Source organism: Chengkuizengella marina (assembly GCF_009910845.1).
GTDB classification, from domain to species: Bacteria; Bacillota; Bacilli; order Paenibacillales; family KCTC-33759; genus Chengkuizengella; species Chengkuizengella marina.
The window spans coordinates 45406-67910 of the sequence record NZ_SIJB01000035.1; the positions used below are offsets into that span (position 1 = coordinate 45406).

At 33.1% G+C, this 22505-nt stretch carries 21 protein-coding genes and 1 tRNA gene; 5 read left to right on the forward strand and 17 right to left on the reverse strand.

All coding sequences use genetic code 11. From position 1 onward, the window contains the following. The first annotated feature begins 15 nt into the window (after window positions 1-15). From ERL59_RS17115 to ERL59_RS20845, 4 genes are all read left to right on the forward strand, one after another. Window positions 16-930, forward strand: a complete 915-nt coding sequence (locus ERL59_RS17115; protein ID WP_160647463.1) for a polyprenyl synthetase family protein — start codon at window positions 16-18, stop codon at window positions 928-930. A 284-nt stretch (window positions 931-1214) separates the two neighbouring features. After that, window positions 1215-1355 (forward strand): hypothetical protein, encoded by a 141-nt coding sequence (locus tag ERL59_RS17120; RefSeq protein ID WP_160647464.1) that lies wholly within the window; start codon window positions 1215-1217, stop codon window positions 1353-1355. A gap of 259 nt (window positions 1356-1614) precedes the next feature. Further along, complete coding sequence (tadA, locus tag ERL59_RS17125; RefSeq protein ID WP_160647465.1) at window positions 1615-2079, forward strand: tRNA adenosine(34) deaminase TadA; 465 nt, start codon at window positions 1615-1617, stop codon at window positions 2077-2079. 72 nt (window positions 2080-2151) lie between these two features. Then, window positions 2152-2328 carry a hypothetical protein gene (locus tag ERL59_RS20845; protein WP_328699967.1) on the forward strand — a complete coding sequence of 59 codons (177 nt, stop codon included), beginning with the start codon at window positions 2152-2154 and terminating at the stop codon, window positions 2326-2328. 62 nt (window positions 2329-2390) lie between these two features. Here the strand turns inward: ERL59_RS20845 and ERL59_RS17130 are convergent, their stop codons facing one another. From ERL59_RS17130 to ERL59_RS17140, 3 genes are all read right to left on the reverse strand, one after another. Beyond that, complete coding sequence (locus ERL59_RS17130; protein ID WP_160647466.1) at window positions 2391-3359, reverse strand: aldo/keto reductase; 969 nt, start codon at window positions 3357-3359, stop codon at window positions 2391-2393. A 20-nt stretch (window positions 3360-3379) separates the two neighbouring features. Then, entirely contained in the window at window positions 3380-4453 is a 1074-nt protein-coding gene (locus ERL59_RS17135) for an SAM-dependent methyltransferase (RefSeq protein ID WP_160647467.1), read from the reverse strand. An 841-nt stretch (window positions 4454-5294) separates the two neighbouring features. After that, window positions 5295-6467: a hypothetical protein gene (locus ERL59_RS17140; RefSeq protein ID WP_160647468.1), complete on the reverse strand. Its 1173-nt coding sequence runs from the start codon at window positions 6465-6467 to the stop codon at window positions 5295-5297. A 191-nt stretch (window positions 6468-6658) separates the two neighbouring features. On the opposite strand from ERL59_RS17140, the gene ERL59_RS17145 reads away from it, so the two are divergent. After that, window positions 6659-7768: an LCP family protein gene (locus ERL59_RS17145; protein ID WP_160647469.1), complete on the forward strand. Its 1110-nt coding sequence runs from the start codon at window positions 6659-6661 to the stop codon at window positions 7766-7768. Between the two features lie 102 nt (window positions 7769-7870). Here ERL59_RS17145 and ERL59_RS17150 read toward each other — a convergent pair whose 3' ends face one another. The 14 genes from ERL59_RS17150 to guaB form a co-directional block, all read right to left on the reverse strand. Beyond that, window positions 7871-9742, reverse strand: coding sequence for an HBL/NHE enterotoxin family protein (locus tag ERL59_RS17150; RefSeq protein ID WP_160647470.1), 1872 nt, complete (start codon window positions 9740-9742; stop codon window positions 7871-7873). 24 nt (window positions 9743-9766) lie between these two features. Next, window positions 9767-10042 (reverse strand): hypothetical protein, encoded by a 276-nt coding sequence (locus ERL59_RS17155; protein WP_160647471.1) that lies wholly within the window; start codon window positions 10040-10042, stop codon window positions 9767-9769. A 19-nt stretch (window positions 10043-10061) separates the two neighbouring features. Beyond that, complete coding sequence (locus ERL59_RS17160; RefSeq protein WP_160647472.1) at window positions 10062-11570, reverse strand: HBL/NHE enterotoxin family protein; 1509 nt, start codon at window positions 11568-11570, stop codon at window positions 10062-10064. A gap of 47 nt (window positions 11571-11617) precedes the next feature. Continuing rightward, the gene (locus ERL59_RS17165; protein ID WP_160647473.1) at window positions 11618-12814 is read right to left on the reverse strand and encodes an HBL/NHE enterotoxin family protein; all 1197 of its coding nucleotides are present in this window, start codon (window positions 12812-12814) and stop codon (window positions 11618-11620) included. Window positions 12815-13212: 398 nt separating this feature from the next. Next, entirely contained in the window at window positions 13213-14616 is a 1404-nt protein-coding gene (locus ERL59_RS17170; protein WP_160647474.1) for a sensor histidine kinase, read from the reverse strand. Window position 14617: 1 nt separating this feature from the next. Next, the gene (locus ERL59_RS17175; protein ID WP_160647475.1) at window positions 14618-15298 is read right to left on the reverse strand and encodes a response regulator transcription factor; all 681 of its coding nucleotides are present in this window, start codon (window positions 15296-15298) and stop codon (window positions 14618-14620) included. A gap of 183 nt (window positions 15299-15481) precedes the next feature. Further along, window positions 15482-15643 (reverse strand): small acid-soluble spore protein P, encoded by a 162-nt coding sequence (locus ERL59_RS17180; RefSeq protein WP_160647476.1) that lies wholly within the window; start codon window positions 15641-15643, stop codon window positions 15482-15484. A 99-nt stretch (window positions 15644-15742) separates the two neighbouring features. Beyond that, window positions 15743-16087: a hypothetical protein gene (locus tag ERL59_RS17185; RefSeq protein WP_160647477.1), complete on the reverse strand. Its 345-nt coding sequence runs from the start codon at window positions 16085-16087 to the stop codon at window positions 15743-15745. A gap of 103 nt (window positions 16088-16190) precedes the next feature. Further along, window positions 16191-16280 (reverse strand) — tRNA-Ser (locus tag ERL59_RS17190). A gap of 49 nt (window positions 16281-16329) precedes the next feature. Beyond that, window positions 16330-17610, reverse strand: a complete 1281-nt coding sequence (serS, locus tag ERL59_RS17195) for a serine--tRNA ligase (protein WP_160647478.1) — start codon at window positions 17608-17610, stop codon at window positions 16330-16332. Between the two features lie 27 nt (window positions 17611-17637). Continuing rightward, window positions 17638-18219, reverse strand: coding sequence for a pyridoxal 5'-phosphate synthase glutaminase subunit PdxT (gene pdxT, locus ERL59_RS17200; protein WP_160647479.1), 582 nt, complete (start codon window positions 18217-18219; stop codon window positions 17638-17640). A 42-nt stretch (window positions 18220-18261) separates the two neighbouring features. Further along, window positions 18262-19143, reverse strand: coding sequence for a pyridoxal 5'-phosphate synthase lyase subunit PdxS (gene pdxS, locus ERL59_RS17205; protein ID WP_160647480.1), 882 nt, complete (start codon window positions 19141-19143; stop codon window positions 18262-18264). Between the two features lie 115 nt (window positions 19144-19258). Then, on the reverse strand, window positions 19259-20578 hold the full coding sequence (locus ERL59_RS17210) for a D-alanyl-D-alanine carboxypeptidase family protein (RefSeq protein ID WP_235929928.1): 1320 nt from the start codon (window positions 20576-20578) through the stop codon (window positions 19259-19261). Between the two features lie 159 nt (window positions 20579-20737). Next, complete coding sequence (gene guaB, locus ERL59_RS17215; protein WP_160647481.1) at window positions 20738-22192, reverse strand: IMP dehydrogenase; 1455 nt, start codon at window positions 22190-22192, stop codon at window positions 20738-20740. Window positions 22193-22505: the final 313 nt, after the last annotated feature.

The following is a 22505-nucleotide window of genomic DNA, read 5'->3' on the forward strand; positions in this document are numbered from 1 at the left end:
GGATAGTACTGATTAATGTTAACCGAAGTACATAAAGAAATGAACAATATGATTTCTCAACACACCCACGTACCAGAATTAAAAGATTTAGCATTATCATTCATAAAAGAACAAACTAAAGATAGTATGCACTGGTCAAAGTTGACTCTATATAGTCACAGAATGTTTTGTGGGAAATCTGAACATATTTACAAAGTCGCTGCTATCACAGAATTAATTTTTTTAGCCTCTGATATTTTAGATGATATTCAAGATCAGGATCACCATAGTAAACCATGGATGCAGCATCCTAAGGATTACATGTTTAATATCATATTAACAATCGTGTTGAGTTCAATTGGAGAACTAAATACAATATTTGAAGACAAGCCCACATCAGTTAATAAAGTGAATGACCTTATTATTCAATCTATCTATGGACAACAATTGGATATCCAAAACACTGTATCTACTGAAGAAGAATATTTCTTTATGCTTGAGAAAAAATCTTGCTCATTAATTAGATTGGCTTGTTACTTGGGTTATTCATCTTTAAAAAATAATGATTCAAATCTTACAAATATATTAGATGAATTAGCAGCAATCACTGGTATTATTCATCAGTTAGAAAATGATATAAACGACATACTTATAACAGAACATAAAAACGATTTACTGCACAAAAAAAGAACACTACCAGTTTTATATTTGTTAAAACATGGTGATGAATTCCCAATTATCAAACAATATTATGAAGGGGAAATAAGTAAAGGAGAAATTCATGCAAAAAAAGACGAAATCAATCAAATCATTCAAGACTCTGGATGCATTGAATACGCTAGAGTAATACAAACACTTTACATTCATAAATTCGATGAAGTTTTTGAAACATTAGATGCTGTTTCCCCTTGGAAGGAACGCTTTAGGGATTTGGTTTATACTGAAAAATGATTACTGTATCTTACTACTAAATATATGCTAAGTACTTAACAAAGAAAATATTGGAATAATCTTGGTGTGATATATATAATTGTAATACGCCCTACAATCACATTCATAAATTCGAAGAGGTGAAACATTAGATGTTTTCCACATGGTAGGAAAAATTTAGGGATTTGGTTTATACTGAAAAGCACACCAAAATAAATGGAGTCAAATTTGTTTATCCTAGAAATTTTAGTCACCATGGAGACATTTAGAGGTTGTCTTTGATAAATTGAAAGGAGGTGATTCTATTGAATCACGTATTAGCTCTTCAACAATTGGAAGTAAGGGAAGACAGTAAACAGTATAAACCAGAAACTGTTACCGATGGCTTGCTTGAAGGGATTAACGGATATAAATTTTGTCATAAAAAAGTGACAGATAAAAATTAAAGTCTTCAACCTATTGATTCCACCAAACTAGTCACATGTAAAAACACATGAGAATGATCATGTGTTTTTTTATCATTTATTTTTTTATTTTATACACTTCTCTTTTTTATTTGATTTTCCACATAGAATTCCAATAAAATATACACAACACATATTATTTTATTCACAATTTTTACATTCTATCCAGTGGTTGTCCACAGCATTATCCACAACCTGTGAACAATTGTATAAAAGAGATCATCAGAATTGGGGTATACACATGTTAATAAATACAAATCATCATCAACAGTTTATGTTGGAAGCCATTAAAGAAGCAAAAATTGCTGAATCCAAAAACGAAGTTCCTATTGGAGCTGTAGTGGTGTGGAAAAATAAAATTATTGGCAAAGGACATAACTTAAGAGAAACAAGCTTTGATTCCACTGCTCACGCTGAAATGATTGCTATTCGTCAAGCGAGTGATTATTTGCAAGCTTGGCGATTATTAGATTGTTCCCTTTATGTTACTTTAGAACCTTGTGCTATGTGTGCAGGTGCAATAGTACTGTCTAGAGTTGAACAAGTCATTTATGGTGCATCCGATCCGAAGGCAGGTTGTGCAGGTACATTAATGAACTTATTACAAGAAGAACGATTTAACCACCAAACAGAAGTTATTACAGGCGTGATGCAAGAAGAATGTAGTGATTTGTTAAAAAATTTCTTTAGGCGATTGAGAAAATAATGATGTATAAAAAAATCATTGCTAATCCACTCTAAACTAAGAACTATGAAAATTTGTAGTGGAGGTTTTAAAGTGACTAAACAGAAATCCAATTTAGATAAAAATTTAGAAAACGTAATTGAGGATTTAGATGAAAATCCAGTCAACAGCTTCCATGCGCAGCAGTTACATCAGAAACATGAAGATCGTAAACATGAAGATTTAAAAAGAGATAAAGGTTACAAAGGGGATGAATCAAATCCTCAATAATTAAGGAAATATTAAAAAACTGGCTTCCGATATTATGGAATCCAGTTTTTTTAATTTACTAATCAGTCAGCTTGCCAAAAGTTTTTATCCCATCTGTACTTTTTCAAAATGTCTAATTGCTCACTTGATAAAGGTCCTAATTCTGATAGTGCACAATTTTTCTCAACATTTCTTAACGAACGCATACCAGGAATCATTGTAGACACAGCCGATTGACTTAAAATAAATCTCAAGGCAATTTGAGGTATATCCTCAATCGGTATATTTAAATCTGCAGCCATGTTTTGAACTTTTTCAAATACTTGACGTTTACGGTCTCCTTGGAAGTAGTTATTTCTGAAGTCATCTTCTGCAAAAGTAGACTGTGGTGTAATTTTTCCTGTTAAACCCCCTTCGTCAAGTGGTACACGAACAATAACCCCAACATTATGTTTTTCACATGCAGGGAATAATTTCTCCAAAGGTTTTTGCTCGAAAACGTTAAAGATCACTTGGATTGTATCCACTAATCCAGATTCAATTAACTTGATTGCATTTTCTGGTTGATGATCATTAATGGATACGCCAAAATTTTTAATCTTTCCTTGTTCCTTAAGCTTGCAAACTCCATCTAACCAATCTCCTTGATTCACCCATTCATCTGACCATACATGAAATTGTTGAACATCTATCGTTTCCAATCCTAAATTTTTCAAACTTTGTTCCGTACATTGGATAATGTGATCACTAGGAAAAGCTTCCTCAGCACTTCCTCCTGATGGCCAAATCATATTTTTGGGTGGTATTTTAGAAGCTACATAAACAGTCTCAGACCTTTCTCTAACTACTTGACCAATCAGTCTCTCACTATGCCCTTCTCCATATCCTAGTGCTGTATCAATAAAGTTTAAACCTAAATCAATGGATTTATGTAATGCCTTCAGGGAGTCCTCGTCATTTGCACCAATCCACATGAAATTGCTAATTCCCCAAGCTCCGTAACCTACTTCAGAAACATCCAGTCCAGTTTTACCTAATTTCCTATATTTCATCATTCATCCCCTCCACATGGCTATTTTTTATTTTGCATATATACAGTTACTTCCGAACGATTATGGAACAATTGTTTTACACCTCGAATTTCAAACCACTTTTCAAGTTTAGATATAGCTTGATCTACTCTTTTTTTCATATTTTTTTTGGGCAATTTTAATGTCAAAATCATTATACTATTTGATTTCATTAGCCTTTTGGCTCTTCCCATTAATTCTACGGACTCTACCGTGTCCATTTTCATATCATTCACAACCACATCAAATTTAGTGCTTTCATTACGAGTGAAAAAGACTTGCGCTGTTTCTTTAAAATGTTTTACTCTCGGATGTTTTTTCAGAGATCGATCTAGATTAGCGGGATCTACAGCATATACTGTAGCATCATGTTGCAACAAGATCCGAGTCCACCCCCCAGGTGCCGCTCCCAAATCAAGTGCTACACTATTTTCAGGAAGTTGAACATCAAATACATCCATTGCTTCAAGCAATTTGAATTCAGCTCTCGAAATCTGATCTTCTTCCTGTGCAAAACGATGCTGCCCCCCTGACCAATCACTTAAATTTGCTTCAGCTGTTGAGATTCCTATATAAACTTGTGATTCATAAAATGCGAGAGAAATGATCTGCTTAGGTTTTTGAATATGTAATGTATAACCCATTTCTTGAATCTTAGTGGAGACCATTTTGTTCACTTCAAACCTTTTATAGGATCGTTCCATTGAAGAATCAATAAATCGTGTTTGAACAGAAAAGCTTTTATTCTTATCCAAAAGAGAGGAGTTTGAATTTACATGTTTAAGTATAACTTGTAAATCTTCTTCTGTTTGCGTTAACTGAACCTCAGTTTGTATTGGAGAAATATGTTGGATATAAATTGGTTTTTGTAAAGCAAAATATGCAGTCAATTCGTTAAACCCTATACTCAGCCTAAAAAGCCCTATTCCTTGATCAAACCATTTAATAAGCCTTCCTTCTGGATCTGCTGATTTAAACTCCTGCAATCCAATATCTACAAACTCAGGTTTGATTGTTATGATTATTTGTTTTGTATTTTGTATTTCTACGCCTGAATCATTGTTCTGTATGCTCATATTTTATCACCAATCTGATCTTATCATAATGTATTTCGTAATACTATCTTATTAAACAACATGAGGATGATTATTATCATCGTTTATTACAGATAGCTTTTGTAAATAATATAATATATATAAGCTTTGTATCATATGATGATATTGTGTGAATGAAACAGGTTGTATTTTCATAAAAAAAACACAAAATATTTGACATATAACCATTTACATTTTTTTCATGAAAAAGTATAATAAAGAAAGTTGAGAAAAAAGAAAAAACCGCAAGTGTTACAGCACCCGCGGTTGGAAGTACAATAGCCGTCTAACAAGGCGGTAGGATAACGTTATTGAACGAATAGACCGCAACCTATTGGCATGAGGGCGGTCTCTTTTTCCGTTTTCTGCGGAATTCAAGAATTGAGATAATTAACCTTCCAATATTAATCAAAAGATTGAAAATCTCCATTTGGCCTCACCCCCTTTAAGGGTAATAGCCTACCGCCCATATAAACCAACTATTATACATGTCTATTTTACCATATTTTTCATAAAATTGTAAAAAGATTTTCACATTTATTATTTTTATTGCATATTTGATCATGATTATGTTTTTTTATACATTATAATTACGAATAGGAATTGTATGATTTAAGTACCAATACATATATTTTTTTAGAAGATTACGATAATTTTTATTTAAATTAACTGAATTTGGTTTGTTTGACATATAAATTTAATTTGAGGTTATTGATCATATTCATTTTAGGAAGTTTTACATTTTTTGGTTTATTATTCACTTTGGAATATATGTAAAAAATTCCCAGTTAATTAGCTGGGAATTTTTTTTATATACTTTAAATCAGTTAGACGTAGTTTCTTCTATAAGAGCTTCAATTTCTTCATCAGTAAGATCCAAATCCTCAAGTCCTTCAATATCGAATTCACCTAGTTCAGGAGTTTCTTCAAATGTTCCATATGCTGAATTCATAATGTCCTCTAATTCTTTTAATTTAATAATATTGTCACTGGAAACTTCTACTGTAAATTCAGGATTTTCATTAATTTGATCCATACCCATTGATAGATCAAAAACAAGATTAATTGTCTGCCCTTCAGTAATAACATCTACATCCATTTTTACCTCTTGGTAAGAAATGTAGTTATCACCATTGATTCCATTTAAGAATGTGATATCATTCACTTTTAAAGTATTTTGTTCATCTTCTAGAAATGTTAGAAATTCACTTTTTCCATTTTCCAATTCTTCTCTAATCTGTTCTAAATCTGCTGATTCTAATTGTGTCACCTCAACCCATTTTGGATCAGCTAATAAATCCAATAACTCTGGAAGTGCATCATCCATAAAAGTTACCATGGCTTTCTCAAATTTTTCATCAGTGATTTTAATTTCAACTGCTCTTTTTACATCAATACCTTCTGGAAGCTCAACATCTTCAACTAAAGTAAAATATTCTTCCTCATCAAAATGTTTAAACATAATTTGAGAGATTTCCATGATTAGTTCATTTTGTTTTTGAAGATCTCCATAATTAAATGGTGTAACTTCTCCTTCTGACATTTCGGCTAACTCATTATAATCAATTTCAATAAACTTACCTGTTACTTCTTGTGGAAAAGGCACAAATGGAATTGTAGGCATTTTAATTAACATTCTTTCCTCTTCCATTACCATAGGTAGATTGATATTAAAACTCATATCTCCTGGTATTTCTAGATCCATCACCATTTCCATTTTCATTGGATCTTGTTGGTAAACTCCTGTCATGTTCATATTGATATTTTGAAACATACCTGCAAACATAGCCATTTCTGGAGCTGCTGCCATCGCTTCATCCGGTATGTTCAAACTTAAATTCATATTACCGTCAAAAGAATAAGATTTCATTTCTAATGATTTTTCACTTGCTTCTTGTAATAAGTCCTTTGGACCTGGTTTCTCTCCACATCCGCTAAGAACAACTGTAAACATAAGTAACAAAGTTGTTACAATTAAAAATATTTTTCTTTTCATCGCAATGTCTCCCCCTTTAATAAAAAACCTTCCTTATCATAAAACAATATAAGCCATAAAATCAATATATATTTATACCCATATTTTTATTCCAGGTTTCACATTTCTTATAATATTTATATAAAAAAAATAAATTGTCATATTATGCAACTTTTTCAACCCTATTCTCGTATAACTTATGAGGTGTTTACATGTTGAAAAAGAGTTTACTCATAGGAGCTAGTATTTTTTTAGTTATTTTTATAAGTATTTTGTACAGAGTGAATACAAGTTTAAATGATACTGAGATTACTATTCCAGATTTTAATGAAATTGTTAAACCAACAGATGAGTCCACAATGACAACAACTAAGTCAAACAAAGAAGAAGAAAAAGAAAAACCAGAGGATTTTTATGCTCTATTAATAGGAATTGATTTTCGTGTAGATCCTTTTACATTAAATACAGATTCCATTATTGTTGCACATATCATTCCTCAAAATAAATCAGTGAAGCTTGTTTCAATACCAAGAGATACAAGAGTTAAATTTGATGGTCAACTCTTAAAACTTACTTCATATAGAGATTACAACCCTGAGTATGTTAAAATTAATTCCACTTTTAGCGATGGGTACCAACATACTTATATTAATAGTAAAAAAGACCCATCCATTTTATCTGGAGAAAGAATTACTGTGAATCATGCTAAACTTCCAGAAGAATACATAAGTTCAGGAATGGTTGTATTAAGAGATGAAGTGGAGGAATTACTAGATATTGAGATTGATTATTCTTTTTTGGTTAATTTCCAAACGGTTGTTTCTTTAGTAGATGCAGTAGGGGGAATAGATGTTTATGTAGATCGTGATATGCAGTATGACGATTCCGTAGATAATACAAGTATTCATCTTAGCCAAGGACAACAAATATTAAATGGTCAAAATGCACTTAACTTTGCAAGATTTAGACAAGATAATCGAGGCGAAGCTTTTTATTCCAGCGATTTTGATCGGAGTAGAAGACAACAAGAAGTCATCCTAGCAACGCTAGATAAAATAGCAAGTTGGGAAAATATCAATCAAGTTTTTGAGTTATTAGATATTGTGACAGAAAATTTTAAAACGGATATGAACAAAACAAAAATGTTAATGCTTGTAAAGGATTTTTATGGTATATCAAGTGACTCCATTATCACAGTACCGTTTGAAGGTAGATGGCAAAGTCCATATGTCGTTATTAACGATGAGGCATTAGATAAGGTTAAAGATGATTTTAAATCTATAGAAATGATTAGTAATAATTCAAATTTAGCCTCACAATAATTTTTTAATTACATATTTGATATATAGGATAACCTCTTTTCGAGGTTACCCTATTCTATAGCCTATTCAGGCAGACTCTCATTATTTATTGCAAACTTAATATTACTCTCCTACTAAACTTGCACCCCAAGCATATACTGAATCTGTAGTTTTATTATAACCACCTGGCCAGAGTAGTACCGTTACTTTATCACTATGATTTGTAAAATTTTTGGATACCTCAAAGTATTGCCATTCATTTGTTACATTAATTGAAATGCTTTTTGATTCACTGTAATCAGCATTTTGTACCTTCATCGTTGAAGTATGTGGCTTATCCGCTTTTAACCAAATTCCAAACGTATATGTTTTTCCAACTGGGTCAATTTCAGTCTCTTGATAGATTTTATTATTTAAATCAGAAGGCGTGATTTTATTGACTGTAGTATTCTCTCCAACAGGTGAAGGTACAGTCGTTTTTTCTACTAACGTGTCTTTATACCAATAACTTAAGTAATCTTTTGTAAAATCATTTGGTGAGTCAAGTAATTGTTTTTTTTCTGTCAATGATACTCCAGATGCATATACATATCCTTGATTTCCATATTCAAAACCTGCTGGATAGAAGTATATGGAGAGAGAATCACTATCTAGTTCAAAAGGAGCTGTAATATCATATTTTTCCCATTCCGTGGTTACTGTAAAACTTTGCTGCCCTCCTTCTGTTTTTTCTTTATTTCTTAATCTTAAGGTTACGATATGTTCATCATCTGCTTTTAACCATATACTAAACGTATAAGCGCTGTTTTTCGGATTTTCATTTACTTTAGCATTTACATTTTGCCGATAGCCATCCAATCCTTCAGCTTCAATTTTCCACACTTGTTGTCCATATAATGATTCATTTGTTGCTGTAACTGATGATTTATTTTTATTAAAATCATCTAATGGTTGAAAAGCTAATTTATTAAATGGATCATTGTAAATCATACCTTCCTGTAGAGCAAGGGCTATTTGTTCTATATCCTGCCACCTTGAATTCGCTTGATCCATTTGTGGTCTTAATAAAATAGGTTGATCTTCGACATCAGTTTTATTTAATACATTGATAAGAAGTTCAAAGTTATAATCAAGGGCTTCCCATGCATCTCTAATGTTTATTAGTGTCAGAGTATTAGCAACAGTACTGATATTGTCTATTAAGTTTTGCACTTGGCTTTGAAATTGACGTAGCTGATCTATTTTCTCATTAGCTTCATTTATTTTTTGCTGATCATCAGATATTTCTTGCGTCAGATCATAGTTATTATATTTATCTACCCAAGTTACAGTACAGCCAAAGTAGTTACAAATTGTAACAGGAGTTTGTTCTTCCATTTTAGCATTTAAATCATCAATATCTTTTTGTAGCAGAATAATTTGATTTTGTTCGTGACTGATTTGTGATTGTGCTTCATTATAGTCATCTTGAAAAAGGGAAATATCATCTGATAATGTATTGTTGAAATTTGTTAATTTTGGTTGTACCTGATCAACCGTTACCAGTTTCTCTGAAATTTTTCCTTTTAAATCAGATAGTAATGTAATTAACTCTTGACTAGCATTAACGTCAGGCAACTGGTCAATGAGTCCCCTTGCTTGATTATACATAGTATCAAAATCATTGCTGTAATCAACAATATCACTAACTACTTCAAACATTTGATTATTAATATCATATAACCAAGTCTCAGCATGTTCTTTCGCTGCTTGTTGATGGTTGGAAAATTCAGATCCTGAACCTAGCGGGTTATCAATAGATCCTTCTTGTATTACGGAGATCGCATATTCTTCTAATTGTTGCATCATATTTGAAAGACCATTAACGTTTTCTTGCATTTGTTTAGGGTCTATTGAAACATCTGTTTCCCCAGATTCTGCAAATATAGTCGCTGTAAACACCATATTAAAAAGTAACAAAGCAACCAAAGATACACTAGTAAATTTTCTTAACACGATATTCACCTCTTCATGTGTTTTTTATATTAAATTTGTTAAAATGGACCATAAACCAAATGTTAGTAGTATGATAGTGATTAAAATTTGTAAAATTAATATTGGTAATGTTCTCATACGATTTAGTGTTTTATTTCGAATCAGATTGATTATTACTAATCCATAGATTACGGCTAATAAAAGAGAGAAAACACCAACAACCATTTTATTTGTCGGAATAAAAGAAATGGATATGATCCATACAATAAGTAATCCATACTTCACAGACAATAAACCGTTATAATAACGTTTATTCATCATATCCTTTTTCCCCTCTCATTTAATTTGTTATATTGATAGTAACTGTATCTGAATATACTACACCATCGAATGCCCTTACTTTATACGTGTGTTCACCAAATGGTGCGTCAGAACCTGATAATACAACACTTGTGTTGGTTAGATCGCTCTTTATAACCTGACCATCAAGTAAAATAACATATGTGATTTGATCTCCATTTATCTCAGAAGCAAAAGTAGGTCGATCCCAGCTTAAAGTAACATCGTCACTAGTTATACTAGCTATTAAATTTGTTGGTGCATCAAATTGATATTCATCAAAATCACTTATCGTTTGTGCATTTCCAAATGCAGCTAATAAATCTGTTTGTCTATAAACCTCTTCCCATTTATCATTAGCATTATTAAGATCTGCTTTTGCTAATAATACTAATCTATCTACATTTTCATCGGCTTTATTAATGGAGTTAACTAAATCACCTAGTTCATAATCTAAAGTAACCCATGTTGATTTCACATCATTAAGAGCCGCTATAGCACTATCAATTTTTTCAACCATTAAAGATACTTGTTGTTCCGCGATTTTAAAACCAGCGGCTTGTTTTTGCAAATCAGTTAATTCATCCATTGCAGCGTTATACTGTTGTCTAACGCTGTTTATTTGATCTCCGTATACAATGGATGCTGTCGCTGTCCCAGCTGTTGCAGTCAACACTCCACCAGCAACCATTCCTCCGATAATCCATGGAGATGTTTCCGGAGCAATTGCTAATACTAATGCACCCCCAATCAATAATGCAGTCCCAGTACCAGCTACGGAAAGCGTCGCAGTCAATTGTTGATCTCTAAGGGAATCTAGCTGTCTTTCATAATTTTCAATATCTTGATTCAACTGCTCAATTGCGTAACCATCTTCTCCATTTGCCCCTAAAAATTCATCAAGGATTGATTTATCATCTTTTAAATCCGTAGAGTCACTTGTTAGATCACCACTAAATGATGTCAATTGCTCAATTGTATGATCAACATTTGTTATTTTTTCATTAATATCTGACTGAATCGCATCCATTACAAGTTTGAAATCATCAACATCAGGTGTCCCATCGTCAGAGTACACCCCATCTAAATAATCAATAGCTAAATTTGAATAGGTTTGAAAATCAGATGCATAAGATCTTATATCCAAGTTTAAATCAATCAATTGGGGTTCAAGATCATCCCTCCAATACGTTGCATGCTCTTTGGCTGTAGCTTGATGTTCATTAATTGGCACTGTTATTAGTGTTCCAGTATTATCCGTAAATTGAACTTGTTGAATCGTTCCTTGTGACAATATTGTATTTGCATAAATATCAAGTGCAAGTTTGTCTGCTATTAACTGTTGAGCTCTATTCTGAAATTGGGAGGTAGCATCTACTAATGCAGAGTCTTGTTCCCCTGCTACCTCAATAGGAATCACTTCTTCAGCAAACACATTATATGGTATTGAACTCCCTGCTAAGGATAATGCTAATACTGTGGCAGTAATGGTTTTTTTTGTGATTTTCATTTTTAATTCTCTCCTTTTATTTTAAAATTTTTATAATACCTTACTCATTAAGTATTTAAATCTAATGTCTCTACAGAAGTTTGCAAATTAAGTTGACTGTTGATATAGTCTGCTTGTGCTCTACTATTTTTCCAGCTTTCTTTTGCATCAAGTAATAGATTTCTTATTTCGTCCGTACTTATCTTTCTTGCATCATATTGATCCTTAAGATTTTGAATCCCTTCATATGCACTATCCCATTCTTCATACAAGTCTCTTGTAGAAGTAATAATGCCATCATTTGCATCATAGAAGTTATTTAATTGCATTTGAATGTCATTCAAAACTGCAGCTTGAATCTCTGTCCCCTGTAACCCGAGCCAAATATTCTCATATTCCTCATTTAGCTCTCTGATTCTTTCTTGTTTTTCATCTAATGCTATATTTCCAGTAACAGCACCATAAATAATAGTTCCTATTGCTATACTCACGCCTACAGGACCAAGTAAGGATCCTACTCCTTCCGCTGCTATTTCTAGTGCAATGGTTGATAGTTCTAATCCAACAACTCCGGCTTCTATATATTCTGCTGTTAACACGCTATTTTCTTCTTTAATTTCAGCACCTAAATCATTAAGCTGATCTATTATGATTTCGATCTTCTCATCCTCTAATTCCAAATTATTTAGCGTTGTTGTAGCAGCATATTGGAAATTAAAATGGTCATCCTGCAAATCATCTTTGTAAGTCTGAAATGAATACATCGTATCGTTTGTATCATCTCGATATTGCTGAATCTCTCTTTGTATAATATTTAATAATGACAGAAAATCTTGACTTGCTTGATCGTCTCCAGCATCCACTCTATCCAACGTATCCATCAGTACATCATAATAATTAATAAAATCAGTAGCAAAAGCACTAACATCAAGATTTCTTTCAATTAATAAGCTACTTAGATTATTAACATAATCACTAGCATGGTCTCTTGCTATTTGTTGATAGCTAGGTAGATCAGGAAGAATGTCCAATCGGACCGATTCTTGAGTTGATATAGATGTTTTATATGCATCCATAATCAATTTACTAGTTGCAATACTTTTTATTGCTTTTTGCATATTTACAGGTGCAAGTATAATGTCATTTGTATTTGCTTCAGCAACTATTGCTGTTTCAGCTGCAAATGAATAATTCGGCAAGAAAGCACCTGTCGCAAGTGTAAAAGCTAAAGCTGTTGACGTGAATGTTTTTGTTGTAATTTTCATAATCGCCCTCCTATTTACAATAATTACAATGAAACCTTGTCTCGGCTCTATCTTGGCTCAAAACTTTTATGAAATAATTTAAATGAAAGCTTCTATTTTATAACAAGGTTTAATATTGTCTTAACATGATAATTAACAAATGTGATAGAAGTATGGGATGTTTGTGATGAAAGTAAGAAATTTTATGTAAAAAGAAGAGATACATGATTGTTGTATTAACTTCCTAATGAAAACTTAAATTCACATATATTCCAAATAGAAAAACCCACTCCTGGAAGAGTGGGATGAATATAGTAAAGTTAGATACGGTACAGTTTTTACTACAAAAAAGTATCTTACCATACTTGAAACGTTATTTTTTATTTAATTGATAAGTTCAACTCACATATTCTTAATTCTTAATGCCCCATAATCGGCAACATAATATGAACTTGTGTTCCTTTTCCAACTTTACTAGAAAATGAAATACTCCCTTCATGAGCAGCTACTATTTGTTTTACTATAGATATTCCCAAACCCGTTCCGCCATCTTTTCGTGTTCGTGCTTTATTAATTCGATAAAAACGTTCTCCTAGATGACTTAAGTGCTCTTCACTTATTCCTATTCCCGAATCTGATATAATAAGCTCGCATTGATGATTTGCCTGTTGATGTAATTCAATAGAAATTTCTCCACCGATCGGCGTATAATTCACAGCGTTATCCATAATATTATGAATAATTTGTTCGATTCGATCTTCATCTGCATGTATAATAATTTCCGGATCTAGAGATGTACTAAGCGTAATTTCTTTTTCCAACAATATTGACTCATATATTTCAGTAGAGTCCTCAATCAATTGGGCAAATACAAGGGGTTGCTTTGATAGAGGATATGCTTTTCTCTCCAACTTTGATAAATCAAGTAAATCTTGAACAAGACGTTGCATACGTGAAGCTTCACGATGTATGATCTTTATATATTTCTGTTCGTCTTCTCTTGATTTAACAACACGATCAATGATAGCTTCACTGTAACCTTTTACATAACTAAGAGGAGTACGAAGTTCATGAGAAACATTTGCAAGGAAGTCTTTTTTTCGTTCATCTTCTTCTGCTATAGCACTCGCCATATTGTTAAATGCTCGTCCAAGTTTACCTATTTCATCATTTGTAGTTACTTCAACACGCTTTAAATAGTTTCCTTGTGACATGTGAAAAGACGCATTCTCTAGTTTTTGAAGTGGTCTAGTTAATTTTGCAATCACTATCCTTCCTACTATGATCAAAAACAATACATAAGATATTGCAAATGTAATCCATATACTTGTTATATCACTAATCATTTCAGTAACTTTTGCTAAAGGACTGTATAAAAAAAGTATGCCTCTTAATCTATTTTCATCTAATAACGGAACGATCACACCCATAATTTGATGACCAATCTTTTCTTCATAACCAATTTTAGATATAATTTCCCCTGCTAATAATTGCTCTCTTTCTGCTTCATTTATATATGATTCATAATCGAGATTAAATGGAAATCTGATACCCAATTCTTGAGGATCTGTAACTAGTAATACCTCTGGTTCAAACATAAGATTAAACCAATGAATTTGATCCATAAATAGAGGAGTTATATCTCCTCCTTTATAATTTGTAGCAAGTCTAGAACCTTCCTCTTCCAATGTTTTTCTTAAGTTCTCTACATAGTACTTTTGATAAAAATAATTTGATAATAAGTAAGAAAATAGAATCGTTGCAATGATGGCAAGACTAATGATAATCCAAATCTTTTGTCCTAATGTCAAATTTTTTATCATTTCACACCTCTAATTTATAACCAATACCCCAAACCGTTTGAATGGATTCACCTATACTTCCCATTTTGATTCTTAGCGTTTTTATATGGGTATCTACTGTCCTTTCCCCGCCAATATAATCAAAGCCCCATACACTATTCAATAATTGTTCACGGCTTAAAGCTTGCCCTCTATTTTTACAAAGAAAAAGGAGTAGATCAAATTCCTTTAAAGTTAATGATATAGGTTCACCATGTATTCGCACTTTACGACCTTTCTCATCAATATGTATTGACTCGAATTGTTGAAATAGTCCTTCTTCAGGTTGCTTATTATGATTAAATCTACGTAATACTGCATCAATACGAGCAACTAATTCACCTGGACTAAACGGTTTTACGATGTAATCATCGGCACCTAATTTTAAACCGTGAACACGATCCCATTCCTCTCCTCTTGCTGTTAAAAATATAATTGGAATATTAGACTTTTCACGTACTTTTTTACAGAATGTAAATCCATCCATTTCAGGCATCATAACATCAAGAATAATAATATCAATACGTTCTGTTTCAAGAATGAAAATAGCTTCTTTTCCATTTGAAGCTTGAAAGGTTTCAAAATTAGAAGTTTCTAGATACATTTGTATTAAACTTCTCAAGTCTTTTTCATCATCAACAACTAACACGTTTTTATCAGTCATTACTAATCACCTTCTATATTAGTAAATATTAGACTTGATTTTATCATACTTTACAATAAATGTGTGCATAAATGTTGTTTAGTACTAAACAAAATATTAAATAGATGAAAAGCCTTTCGGAGCCTTTTATAAATTTTAAGTTATAAAAAAACCTATGAAAAATCCATAGGTTCATTTTATTAACTACACCCCTCCAAATCCTTCTCCGTGATTGGCTCTGGAATGATTTTTATTTTTTGCTTTTTTTGAACCAGATAAGGCCTCACCCTTAGCATCTTGTACCTGATCTAATTTACGCTCTGTGTATTGGTGTGGATTCTTTGGAGTTAAACGTTCATTAGACATATTTAAACCCTCCTTATAATCAATCATAAACTACAACATGAATGTGAAAACTTCTTCATACAGTTCAACGACACCCACTTAAGGCCAATTTTTAGGCTGCTATGAGTGTGTTATAGAATGTAATGTTTGAGCACATTCATGAATATGCCTTACATAATCTTCTGCTAACGTTTGGATCACTTCGTTGTTCTCATCAATCGCTTTATTATTTTGCTCAACATCAATTAAAGAAACATCCACTTTTCTTTCATCCGCATAAGTACATCTGAAATCAAATGTGTACATCGCATGACCTGCTGTTGAAATATGAATGTTTAAAGCATTAGAATTTGCATGATCTAAACTAACATCCACTGAATCTGTTTTATTTAATATTGTCGGTAATGTACTTTGCCAATTTTGTAAAAGCTCTTCTGAATTTATCGTTAGTGCTTCATTGTCCATAATTACACCTCCGCCTCATTAATTTGCGATAACGTAGGTTCATTTATTCAAAAAAACAAAAAAAAACAAGCATCGTTTAGATACTTGATGTTTATGAAATATATGGCGGAGAGGGTGGGATTTGAACCCACGGAAGAGTCCCCCCTTCGCTGGTTTTCAAGACCAGTGCCTTAAGCCGCTCGACCACCTCTCCTTGCGTCACAAGAAGTATTGTAACACAGAAGTTTTATTGAATGCAAGTCTTATTTAATAGAAATTTCTCTTACATGATTCATGTACGGTTGAAGTACTTCAGGAATCTTTACAGTACCGTCAGCCTGCTGATAATTTTCTAATATGGCTGCAACTGTTCTACCGATGGCTAAACCAGATCCATTTAATGTATGAACAAATTCCGGTTTCGATTTATGATCCCTACGAAAACGAATACCAGCTCTTCTAGCTTGAAAATCTTCACAGTTACTACAGGAAGAAATTTCACGGTACATATTGCTTTGTGGCAACCATACTTCTAAATCATAAGTTTTAGCCGATGTAAAACCAATATCTCCTGTACATAAAGATAAAATACGATATGGTAAATTAAGAAGTTGTAATACCTTTTCTGCGTTCTCTGATAGCTTCTCTAACTGATCATAAGAATCCTCTGGTTTAACAAACTTCAATAATTCAACCTTATTGAATTGATGTAAACGAATTAGACCTCTTGTGTCTCTACCTGCTGAGCCTGCTTCAGATCTAAAACAAGCACTGTATGCTACATATTTTTTTGGAAGATGTTCTGCTGATAAAATTTCTTCTCTATAAAAGTTGACTACAGGTACTTCTGCTGTAGGAGTAAGAAAGTATTCATCATTTTCTAACTTAAATGCATCTTCTTCAAACTTAGGTAATTGTCCAGAACCTACCATGCTGTTTCGATTCACAACCATAGGAGGTAACATTTCTTCATAACCATGTTCAATACAGTGTAAATCCATCATAAAGTTAATTAAAGCACGTTCTAATCGAGCTCCTAAACCTTTATAAAATAAAAATCTGGAGCCAGAAACTTTAGCACCTGCTTCAAAATTTACAATATCAAGGTTAGTAGCAATATCCCAATGAGCCTTTGGCTCAAAGTCAAATGTTGGAATATCTCCCCATCTACGAATTTCTACATTATCATCCTCATCTTTTCCAATTGGAACGGAAGAATGGAGAATATTAGGTAAAGTTAATAAGATCTGTTCTAATTGTGACTCAATTTCTCTTAACTCTTCATCTAACGTTTTAATTTGATCAGATACCTCTCTCATTTCTTTAATGAGATCTTCGGCATTTTCTCCAGCTTTTTTCTTCTTTGCAACATCTTGTGAAACGACATTTCGTTGATTTTTCAACTGTTCAGCTTGCTGAAGTAATTCTCTACGCTTGGTATCTAATTGCATAAAACTAGTCATGTCATTCAAAGGATGGCCACGATGTTTTAATGCAGTCTCTATTGTTTCAAGATCATTTCTAAATCGTTTAATATCTAACAAAAAAACCCTTCCTTCCACAAATGGCATTTACTTGACTAAGGAGAATTGTTTCACCATATTAATAAAATAACTATGCAAACGAAAATCATCTGTAAGTTCTGGATGGAAGGAAGCAGCTAACAAGTGCCCTTGTCTAGCTGCTACAATTTTTCCGTTATATTCAGAAAGTACTTCAACTCCTGACCCTACTTCTTCAATTAAAGGAGCACGAATAAATACCGCTCTAAGTGGTGATTCAAGACCTTTAATTGGTAAGTTAGCTTCAAAGCTTTCTCTTTGACGCCCAAAAGCATTTCTTGCTACTTTCATATCCATTAATCCTAAATGATTCTCACTTTTTCCTACAACTTCTTTAGCAAGTAAAATCATACCGGCACATGTACCAAAAATAGGTTTTCTCTGTTTGGAAAACTCATTTAACTTCTCAATAAAGCCATATAATTTCATTAAACGACCAATTGTTGTGCTCTCTCCTCCTGGAATGATGATCCCATCAATCTCATCGCATTGATCTGATGTTTTAATGACAATCGCTTCTGCACCGGCATTTTCTATCATTTTCAAATGTTCTTTCACTGCTCCTTGTAGAGCAAGTACACCTATTTTCACAGCTGTCCCTTCTTTCTTGCATGAAAAAAAATAAAGTGTTAATTACCAACCGCGCTCTTGCATTCTTTCTGATTTATCAAGTTTAGAAATTTCGATTCCCTTCATAGGAGTACCAAGATCTTTAGACACTTTTACTAACAATTCATAATCTGTATAATGTGTAGTTGCTTCTACAATTGCTTTTGCAAACTTTTCAGGATTATCAGATTTAAATATACCTGATCCTACAAATACACCATCTGATCCAAGATGCATCATTAAAGCTGCATCAGCTGGAGTTGCAACACCACCTGCAGCAAAATTAACAACAGGAAGTTTTCCTGATTCATGTACTTGAAGAATTAACTCATAAGGTGCACCTAAATTTTTAGCTTCAGTCATTAACTCATCTTTTGACATGTTTTGAACTTTACGAATTTGGGAAACCATCATTCTCATATGACGAACAGCTTCAACAATATTTCCTGTTCCTGGTTCACCCTTTGTGCGAATCATGGATGCACCTTCTCCAATACGTCTTAACGCTTCCCCTAAATCTCTTGCTCCACAAACGAATGGTACTGTGAATTCTTCTTTTTGAATATGGAATACTTCATCAGCAGGAGTGAGTACTTCACTTTCATCGATATAATCTACTCCCATTGCTTCTAACATTTTTGCTTCAACAAAATGTCCAATACGAGATTTTGCCATAACTGGTATAGAAACCACCTTCATGACTTCCTCCATAACTGTTGGATCCGCCATTCTAGCTACCCCACCAGCTGCTCTAATATCTGACGGTACTCGTTCTAATGCCATAACTGCTGATGCTCCTGCTGCTTCAGCTATCTTTGCTTGCTCTGCATTCATAACGTCCATAATGACGCCACCCTTTTGCATGTCTGCCATGCCTCTTTTAACACGTGGTGTACCTGTTTCCATATTCTTTCCTCCCAATTTATATAAATATTAAAATTAACATAAATCCCTAAAAAATAATTTTACCTTAAGCCATCTTATTATACAACAAAACAGCTTATTGAAATTAGTATAATGATTAAAAAATACCTTTTATTCCTTCAAAAATATCTACAAAAAAATCTTTGATTGCTCTTAATAAAAGTCTAAACCAGCTTGCCTTTTCCACATCTTCTGCAGCTATTAAGTTAATCGAAGCTTCAAAGGGTTGCGGTAACTTATCATATTTCACTTTTAATGTTCCAACTACATCACCTTGTTGAATAGGTGCAATCAAATCTTCTTCAGGCAGTATTGTGGTTTCAAATAGAACATTTTCCATAGATTCCCCTTTTTCAACAACTAACTCCATACCGGTTTCAGTTTGGATCCCAACTTCTAGTTCAATCCCCTTTTTAACAGGTACTGCTTTGATATCATCTAATTCACTTTTTGCAGCCACAACGGTTTTAATTTCAAAATTATTGAAACCATAATCCAATAGCTTTCTTGTTTCTTCAAAACGCGCTAACCTAGAATCAGTATTCAAAACAACACTAATTAATCTAATACCATCACGTTCAGCTGTTCCTGTAAAACAATATCCAGCCTCCGTTGTAGAACCTGTTTTTAAACCATCTAATCCTTCATAAGCAATGTTGCTAAAATTATTATTGTACTCTTTCCAGCCTTCAAGCATCCAATTCCAATTTTCAAATTGATGCGTACTGTTATCCCCTTTTCTTAAATAGGCTGTTGGAGTGCTTGATACTGCTAACGTTTCTGGAAAATCTAACACAATTCTTCTTGCTAATTTAGCTAAATCTTCAGCAGATATGATAGTTTCACCTGTTGTAGGAGCTAATTCTTTTAAGTCATCCTTATTGGAAAGACCTGTTGCATTCGCAAAAAATGCTGTATCTGACATGCCCATTTGTTTTGCTTTCTCATTCATCATATTCACAAAATTCTCTTCTGATCCTGCAACATATTCAGCCAATGCTACTGCACCGTCATTACCAGAATAAATAGCCATGTATCGGAATAAATCTTCAACCGTATAAGTTTCACCTTGTGCTAATAATGCACCTGATCCAGGAATTGCAGCAGATTTTTCTGAAATATTCACTGAATCATCCCACTGTATTTTCCCTTCTTTAATACTTTCTAATACTAAGTATTCTGTCATCATTTTTGCCATGCTTGCAGGAGGTAAGGGTTCGCTTGCATTTTTCTGATATAATACTTGTCCAGTGCTTGCTTCGATTAGAATAGAAGATTTTGCACTAATATTTAGTGGTGGTTGAGTATTTTCTGCTGCATAAGAAGCAGGTCCTGAAAACATTGAGATAACAAATAGATTTAACATTAAAGATAAACATAAATAAATTCCAATTTTTTTAAGAACTAACGGTTTCAAATGTGTCACTTCCCCCATAAGCATTTTTCTACATCTTTTTCATTGTATCATATGGATATGCACAAAAAAAGACAGGTATATTAACCTGTCTTAAAGAAGTTGACGGTAATTTATGGTGAATAAAAAATTCTCATTCTATTAATAACATTCTTACCTTAATTAAAGTGAATAGTTTGGAGCTTCTTTCGTAATCTGTACATCATGAGGATGGCTTTCTCTTAGACCTGCCCCAGTAATTCTAATAAACTGTGCATTATTTTTTAAGTCTTCAATGTTTGGAGTTCCACAATATCCCATACCTGAGCGCAATCCACCAATAAGTTGATAGATTGTATCCGCTAATGGTCCTTTATATGCAACGCGTCCTTCAATTCCTTCAGGAACTAGTTTACTTTCATTTTCTTGGAAGTAACGATCTTTACTTCCCTCTTTCATAGCACCTAATGAGCCCATACCACGGTAAACTTTAAATCGTCTTCCCTGGAAGATTTCTGATTCTCCAGGACTCTCTTCAGTACCAGCAAACATACTGCCTATCATCACAGCACTAGCACCTGCTGCAAGTGCCTTTACAATGTCCCCAGAATATTTCAGACCTCCATCAGCAATAATAGGTACATTATACTCTCTAGCCACTGTGGCACAATCATAAACAGCTGTAATTTGTGGTACACCGATGCCAGCAATTACACGTGTTGTACAAATTGAACCTGGTCCAATACCAACTTTAACCATTGTTGCACCAGCCTTAATTAAATCCTTAGTTCCTTGACCAGTTGCTACATTTCCTGCACAAATCGGTAAATCAGGATATTGTTTACGAATTTCTTTTACTGTATTAATAATATTTATATGTTGACCGTGAGCAGAATCAACAACAATCAAATCAACTCCGGCTTCAACTAAAGCAGCCGTTCTTTCTTTTACATCATTAGAAACACCTACAGCAGCTGCACACAATAATCTGCCTTGTTTATCTTTCCCAGCGTTAGGAAATTGAATGGCTTTTTCAATATCTTTTATTGTTATAAGTCCCTTTAAAACGTTATTTTTATCAACAAGAGGCAACTTTTCAATTTTATGTTTCTGTAATAAACCTTCCGCATCCTGAAGTGTTGTTCCAACAGGTGCAGTGACTAAATCTTCTTTCGTCATCACTTCACTAATTTTAATAGAATAATCATGAACAAACCTCAAGTCACGATTCGTTAAAATTCCAACTAATTTATTTAATTCATCTGTAATTGGAACTCCAGAAATTCTATACTTGCTCATTAACTCTTCTGCATCATAAACATGATGATCTGGTGTCAGGGAAAATGGATTAGTGATAACTCCACTTTCAGAACGTTTTACACGATCAACCTCTAACGCCTGTTTTTCAATGGACATATTTTTATGAATAACACCAATACCGCCTTCTCTTGCGATAGCAATAGCTAACTTTGATTCAGTAACAGTGTCCATAGCTGAGCTTAGAAACGGTATATTTAGCTGAATAGGTCCTAATTTAGTTTTGATATCAATCTCTTTTCCGAATACTTCTGACTTAGATGGTATTAGCAAAACATCATCAAAGGTTAAACCTTCTTTTGCAAACTTTGTTTCCCACACGATTATAAAATCCCCCTTAAAATTAAATACCTTCCCGTAAGTATTGTTACATATCATAACAAAATGGCAATTTTAATGTCAAGATGCTTTTCAAATCAGGATGATTTGATGCATCGTTGACCACACGGATGTGGTCGATCTTAGATGTAATCCTTCAGATAGGTTGTAAATTAATCCTATCCCTTTTGCCAAACATTAAGCCAATATGAAGATGGATAGTTTTACTCCAATAACAAAAAAAAGACACCATAGTGATCAAGTTCACTACAGTGTCTTTGGTTCGCTTGGCAATGTCCTACTCTCCCAGGACCTT